The organism is Jiangella rhizosphaerae, assembly GCF_003579925.1.
GTDB classification, from domain to species: Bacteria; Actinomycetota; Actinomycetes; order Jiangellales; family Jiangellaceae; genus Jiangella; species Jiangella rhizosphaerae.
Window position 1 is genome coordinate 1 of the sequence record NZ_QUAL01000344.1, and the last position, 5,902, is coordinate 5,902.

General features: G+C 73.5%; 7 protein-coding genes and 1 pseudogene. 4 read left to right on the forward strand and 4 right to left on the reverse strand.

Annotated elements, in window-relative coordinates; genetic code table 11:
* Window positions 1-153: 153 nt before the first annotated feature.
* Window positions 154-1,104: a thiamine-phosphate kinase gene (locus DY240_RS24575; protein WP_119662346.1), complete on the reverse strand. Its 951-nt coding sequence runs from the start codon at window positions 1,102-1,104 to the stop codon at window positions 154-156.
* Between the two features lie 88 nt (window positions 1,105-1,192).
* On the opposite strand from DY240_RS24575, the gene DY240_RS24580 reads away from it, so the two are divergent.
* From DY240_RS24580 to DY240_RS24590, 3 genes are read left to right on the forward strand one after another with little or no spacing between them, the layout of a single operon-like run.
* Window positions 1,193-1,429 (forward strand): Lrp/AsnC family transcriptional regulator, encoded by a 237-nt coding sequence (locus DY240_RS24580; RefSeq protein WP_111255174.1) that lies wholly within the window; start codon window positions 1,193-1,195, stop codon window positions 1,427-1,429.
* Complete coding sequence (locus DY240_RS24585) at window positions 1,408-1,866, forward strand: DUF3515 domain-containing protein (RefSeq protein ID WP_158602990.1); 459 nt, start codon at window positions 1,408-1,410, stop codon at window positions 1,864-1,866. Before DY240_RS24580 ends, DY240_RS24585 begins: the two co-directional genes overlap by 22 nt.
* A gap of 9 nt (window positions 1,867-1,875) precedes the next feature.
* Window positions 1,876-2,394, forward strand: coding sequence for a GNAT family N-acetyltransferase (locus tag DY240_RS24590; protein ID WP_119662347.1), 519 nt, complete (start codon window positions 1,876-1,878; stop codon window positions 2,392-2,394).
* Between the two features lie 11 nt (window positions 2,395-2,405).
* Here the strand turns inward: DY240_RS24590 and DY240_RS24595 are convergent, their stop codons facing one another.
* The 3 genes from DY240_RS24595 to DY240_RS24605 all read right to left on the reverse strand — a co-directional run bounded on the left by DY240_RS24595 (window position 2,406) and on the right by DY240_RS24605 (window position 5,464).
* Window positions 2,406-3,521 (reverse strand): D-alanine--D-alanine ligase family protein, encoded by a 1,116-nt coding sequence (locus DY240_RS24595; protein ID WP_119662348.1) that lies wholly within the window; start codon window positions 3,519-3,521, stop codon window positions 2,406-2,408.
* A 147-nt stretch (window positions 3,522-3,668) separates the two neighbouring features.
* Entirely contained in the window at window positions 3,669-4,676 is a 1,008-nt protein-coding gene (locus DY240_RS24600) for an NAD(P)H-dependent glycerol-3-phosphate dehydrogenase (RefSeq protein ID WP_119662349.1), read from the reverse strand.
* The gene (locus DY240_RS24605) at window positions 4,673-5,464 is read right to left on the reverse strand and encodes a lysophospholipid acyltransferase family protein (RefSeq protein WP_199702333.1); all 792 of its coding nucleotides are present in this window, start codon (window positions 5,462-5,464) and stop codon (window positions 4,673-4,675) included. Before DY240_RS24605 ends, DY240_RS24600 begins: the two co-directional genes overlap by 4 nt.
* Window positions 5,465-5,578: 114 nt before the next feature.
* Between DY240_RS24605 and DY240_RS24610 the strand changes: the two are divergent.
* Window positions 5,579-5,902 (forward strand): annotated as a pseudogene (locus tag DY240_RS24610) (2-phospho-L-lactate guanylyltransferase); the annotation flags it as partial.

A 5,902-nucleotide genomic window follows, 5' to 3' on the forward strand; every position in this document is an offset into this window, starting at 1 on the left:
TAGCTGCCCGTTCTTGGCCGCGAAGCCGCGGGTCAAGTCCGCCCCTCGTCGCGAAGCGACTCCATGGCGGACTTGAGGCGCGGTTGCGCGGCAAGAGAATGGGGCAGCAGGGGGACGGGGAGCCCCAACCAACGCCACAACCCGCAGCCGACGTCACGACCCGGCGAAATGATCGTGGCCGGCCGGGCCGTCGTACTCGGCACCGCCGACGGTGACCCCCGAGCCGGCCGAGACCGAGCCGATCACGGTCCATCGCTCCGGCAGCTCCAGCCCCGCGGGAAACGTCGCCACCAGGGCGTTGTCGTCGCCGCCGGTGAGCACCCAGGCGAGCGGATCGGCGCCCAGCGCGGAGGCGACCTCGCGCAGCGGACCGGCCACGGTCAGGTGGGACGGGTCGACGTCGATCGCCACGCCGCTCGCCGCCGCCACGTGGCCGAGGTCGCCCAGCAGGCCGTCGCTCACGTCGCACATCGCCGTGGCTCCCAGGCTCGCGGCCTCGACGCCCGCCCCGTACGGGACCTGCGGCCGCCGGTGCGCCTCGACGACCGCCCGAGGGGTGCGGAAGCCGCGGCTGAGCACCTGGTAACCGGCCTCGGCCCAGCCAAGCCGCCCGCACACGGCGACCACGTCCCCCGGCCGCGCGCCCGAGCGCGTCACCGGTGCGCCACCGGCGAGCGTGCCTAGCGCCGTCACCGACACCACCACCAGCGGCGAGCGCACGACGTCGCCGCCCACCACCGACGCACCGACCAGCGCGGCCTCCTCACCCAGGCCGGCCGACAACTCCACTGCCCACGACGCCGGCAGCTCGGCAGGCACGCCCAGTCCGACCACCAGCGACGTCGGGCGGGCGCCCATGGCCTCGATGTCGGAGAGGTTCTGCGCGGCCGCCTTGTGGCCGACGTCGGCGGCATCGGACCAGTCGCGGCGGAAGTGCCGGTTCTCGACCAGCAGGTCGGTCGTCACCACCACCCGGCCGTCGGGCGCCGCGACCACGGCGGAGTCGTCGCCGGGGCCGAGGAGGACGACCGGACCCTGCGGCAGCCGCGCGGTCACGGCGCCGATGAGGCCGAACTCTCCCAGGTCGCCAACGCTGTCGGGCATTCTCTGCGCTCCCTCTTCTCCCGCACCAATCCTCGACCAGGTAGGTTGACCGTTCGCACACTTCACGCACGCGTGGGAGGGCAAACCCGTGGTCGTCCAGGCTTACATCCTGATCCAGACCGAGGTGGGCAAGGCCGCCGAGGTCGCCCGGAAGATCTCCGAGATCGACGGCGTCACGCTCGCCGAAGACGTCACCGGGCCATACGACGTCATCGTCCGGGCCGAGGCCGGGAACGTCGACGACCTGGGGAAGCTCGTGGTCGCCAAGGTGCAGACGGTCGACGGCATCACCCGCACCCTCACGTGCCCCGTCGTCCACATCTGACCGTCGCCGTCCTCATCCCGCTCGCGCTCGCGGGCTGCGGGTACGGCGCGGTCGACGTCAGGCCGCACGAGCCCGAGCCCGGCAGCGCCGACGTCTGCGCCGACCTGCAGGACGCACTCCCCGACACCGTCGACGACGCCGTGCGGCGCGACGTCGAGCCGTCCTCGGAGTACGTGGCCGCCTGGGGCCAGCCGCCCATCGTGCTGCGCTGCGGCGTGCCGATGCCCGCCTCGTACCGTCCCGACACCCAGCTGTTCGACGTCGACGGTGTCGGCTGGCTGGCCGACGAGGGCGAGGGCGGGCTGTTCTTCACCGCCGTCGACCGCGAGATCCTCGTCGAGGTCGCCGTCCCGGACGACTACGCGCCCGAGGCGAACGTGCTCGCCGACCTCGCCACGGCGATCCTCGACACCGTCCCGGAGCGGGAACTGCGTTAACGTCATGCGGTGCCCACGACGCCACCGATCACCCTGACCACCGACCGTCTCGTGCTGCGTCCGCTCGAACCGCGCGACGCCGACGCCTTCGCCGCCATGAACGCCGACCCGGCCGTCATGGAGCACTTCACCACGGGCCCGCTGGACCGCGAGGCCTCCGACCGCATGCTCGCCACGCTGCGTGCGGACCACCTGCGCCACGGGTTCGGGCTCAGCGCCGTGGAGCGGAAGGCCGACGGCGCGATGCTCGGCTTCACCGGCATCCACTACCACCGCTACTACCCCGACGACGTCGAGATCGGCTGGCGGCTGGCGGCGCACGCCTGGGGCCAGGGCTACGCCACCGAGGCCGCGACGGCCTGGCTCGAGCACGCGTTCACGCAGCTGCGCCTGCCGCGGCTCATCTCGATCACCGTCCCCGAGAACCTGCGGTCGATCGCCGTCATGCGCCGGCTCGGCTTCACGCTCTGGGAGAAGGCGAGGCACGAAGACCTCGACCTGGTGGTCTACGCGCGCGACGCCGCCTGAAGCGCCGCCGCTCAGCGCAGCCCCGCCGGCCGCCGCAGCGCGGTGTCGACGAGGCGGTCGACCAGCGACGGGTAGTCGATGCCGGTCTTGGCCCACAGCTGCGGGAACATCGACGTCGGGGTGAAGCCCGGCATGGTGTTCAGCTCGTTGACCACCAGCGAGCCGTCGTCGCGGAGGAAGAAGTCGACGCGCGCGAGGCTCTCGCACGACAGCGCGAGGAACGCCTCGATCGACATCCGGCGCACCCGCTCGGCGACGTCGGCCGGCAGGTCGGCGGGGATGTCGAGGGCGACGTCGTCGCCGGGGAGGTACTTGGCCTGGAAGTCGTACAGCTCGTGGCCGGCGCCGAGCCGGATCTCACCGACGACGCTGGCCTCCGGCTCGCCGCCGCCCTGCCCCTCGAGCACGCCGCACTCGACCTCGCGGCCGGCGACGGCCTCCTCGACCAGCACCTTGGGGTCGTGCTCGCGGGCGGCCAGGACGGCCGCCTCGAGCTCGGCGGCGTCGCGCGCCTTGCTGACGCCCATGCTCGACCCGGCGCGGGCCGGCTTGACGAAGACCGGCCAGCCGAGCGTCCGCTCGACCTCGGTGACGACGCGGTCGCGCTGCGGCTCCCACGCCGACGGGCGCACCAGCACGTGCCGGGCGACCGGCAGCCCGGCGCCGGCCAGCAGCAGCTTCATGACGTGCTTGTCCATGCCGACGGCCGAGGCCAGCACGCCGGACCCGACGTAGCGGACGTCGGCCAGTTCGAGCAGCCCCTGGATGGTGCCGTCCTCGCCGTACGGGCCGTGCAGCAGCGGGAACACGACGTCGACCTCGCCGAGCGCGCGCGGCACCTCGCCGGGCGTCTGGACGGCCAGCTCGCCGCGGCCGGGCAGCACGACGGTGCCGCCCTCGTCGTCGACGTGCGGCATGCGGCCCTCGGTGATGGCCAGCTGCTCGGGGTCGGCGGTGGTCAGCACCCAGCGGCCGGACGTCGTGATGCCGATGGGCAGCACCTCGTAGCGGCGTGGGTCGAGTGCGGCGAGCACTCCCCCGGCGGTGACGCACGAAATCTCGTGCTCGGAGCTACGGCCGCCGAACACGACGGCGACCCTGATGCGGCGGTCCTGCGACGTGAACATTGCTCCACTCTTACGTGTCGGGCCATGCACCTTAACTCACTGGCTCCAATCCACTCCCGCCCCCGGACCGGCAACTCGTGGGAGCCTCCGGCCCCCAGTCGTCGCCGGTTTGCATGGCCCTCCACATGGCGCCGACCATACCCGTCCTCAGTGCCCGTGACGCTCGGGCTTGGCCGATCGGGACAGCAGCGACCCCACCATCTCCGCCGGTGTGAGCTCGCCGCGGACCACCGATGTGACGTGCTGCACGATCGGCATGTCGACGCCATGACGGCCGGCGAGGTCGAGGATCGACTCGCACGACTTGACGCCCTCGGCCACCTGCCGGGTGCCGGCGACGATCTCGGCGACGCTCATGCCGCGGCCCAGCTTCTCGCCGAACGAGCGGTTCCGCGACAGCGGTGACATGCAGGTCGCCACGAGGTCGCCGAGCCCGGCCAGCCCGGAGAACGTGTAGGCGTCGGCGCCGAGCGCCGAGCCCAGCCGGGCGGTCTCGGCCAGCCCGCGGGTGATGACGCTGGCGCGCGCGTTGTCGCCGAACCCGAGCCCGGCGGCGATGCCGACGGCCAGCGCGATGACGTTCTTCACCGCGCCGCCGAGCTCCGCGCCGACGAGGTCGTGGTTGGTGTACGGGCGGAAGTGCGGCGAGTGGCAGGCCTGCTGGATGCGCTTGGCGAGGTCGTCGTCGGCCGCTGCGACGACGCTCGCGGCGGGCTGCCGCTGGGCGATCTCGCCGGCGAGGTTCGGCCCCGAGACGGCGGCGATGCGCGCGGGGCCGGCGCCGGTGACGTCGTCGATGACCTCGCTCATCCGCTTCGCCGTGCCGAGCTCGACCCCCTTCATCAGGCTGACCAGCGCTGACGACGACGGCAGCGCCGGCGCCCACTCGGAGAGGTTGTCACGCAGCGACTGCGACGGCACGGCCAGCACGACGAGGTCGGCGCGCGCGGCCGCCTCCTCGGGGTCGTGGGTGGCGCGGATGACCGGCGGCAGCGCGACGCCGGGCAGGTAGTCGGGGTTGGTGTGCGTGGCGTTGATGGCGTCGCACAGCTCCGGCCGGCGGCCCCAGATGGTGACGTCGGCGCCGGCGTCGGCGAGCACGAGCGCGAACGCCGTCCCCCACGAGCCGGCACCGAAGACCGCGGCGCGGGTCACGGCTGCTCCTCCGGCTGCTGCTGCTCGTCGCGCCGCTGCTTCGGGTCACCGACCGGCGGGAGACCGACCGCCTTGGGGTCGAACCGCTCGGCCGGCGCGATCTCGCCGCGGATCTCGGCCAACTGCGCGGTGATGGCGGCCATGATGCGGTCGGTGGCGACCCGCAACGTGACGCCGTCGACCGGCTTGCCGCGCAGGTCGTCGAGCGGCACCGGCGGGCCGGCGACGACGTGCATCGTCTTGCGCGGCAACAGCCGCAGCCGTTTGGAGTACGGCGCCAGCACGTGGTTGGCGCCCCACTGCGCGACGGGGATGACGTCGCAACCGGTCTCGAGCGCGACCCGGGCGGCCCCCGTCTTGCCGACCATCGGCCACAGGCCGGGGTCGCGGGAGATGGTGCCCTCGGGGTAGATGGCAACCAGCTCGCCGGCCCGGACGGCGGCCACGGCGGCCCGGTAGGCCTGCGAGGCGTCGCGCGACTCGCGGTAGACGGGGATCTGCCCGGCGGCCGTGATGAGCCGGCCGAAGACCGGGACGCGGAACACTCCCGACTTGGCGAGGTACCGGGTGGCGCGGCCGTTGTCCCAGAGGAAGTGCGCGAAGGTCAGCGGGTCGAAGTGCGAGATGTGGTTGCCCGCGACGACCACGCCGGTGCCGGCCGGCGGAATGTGCTCGCCGCCGCGCCAGTTCTGCCGGGTGAACGCCATGAGGAAGGGACGGAGCAGGAACGCGATGAACCGGAACGCGAACCCCACCCCCGCCCGCGCATCAGCACTCGGACCCGCCACGTACCTCTCCCTCCGCCCGTGTGAATGCCCGGACACAGTCTCGCTCCCCCGGGCCGCGCACGTCGAACCGGCCGCCCGCGCGTCGCGGGGGGCGATGCGCGAGACTGGGTCTCGATGACGACACCCCAGCTCTGGACGGTCGTGATTCCCGTCAAGCGACCCGAGCACGCCAAGACCCGCCTGGCCGACGCCGTCGGCGAGCTGCGCCCGCGGTTCGCGCGCGCGTTCGCCGCCGACACCGTGCGAGCCGCCCTGGACGGCGGCTCGGTGGCGCGGGTCATCGTGGTGACAGACGACGACGCCGCGGCCGACGAGGCCCGGACGCTGGGCGCCGACGTCGTCGCCGACGCGCCCGACGCGGGGCTGAACGCCGCGCTGCGGCACGGTGCCCAGGCGGCCCGGTCGGCCGCCGGCGACGCGGCGGTCGCGTCGCTCTCC

What these genes read in the sequence shown, in the direction of transcription:
- DY240_RS24595 (WP_119662348.1), bottom strand. Translation starts at nt 3,521, where the DNA reads ATGTTCACGTCGCAGGACCGCCGCATCAGGGTCGCCGTCGTGTTCGGC.
- DY240_RS24575 (WP_119662346.1), bottom strand. Translation starts at nt 1,104, where the DNA reads ATGCCCGACAGCGTTGGCGACCTGGGAGAGTTCGGCCTCATCGGCGCC.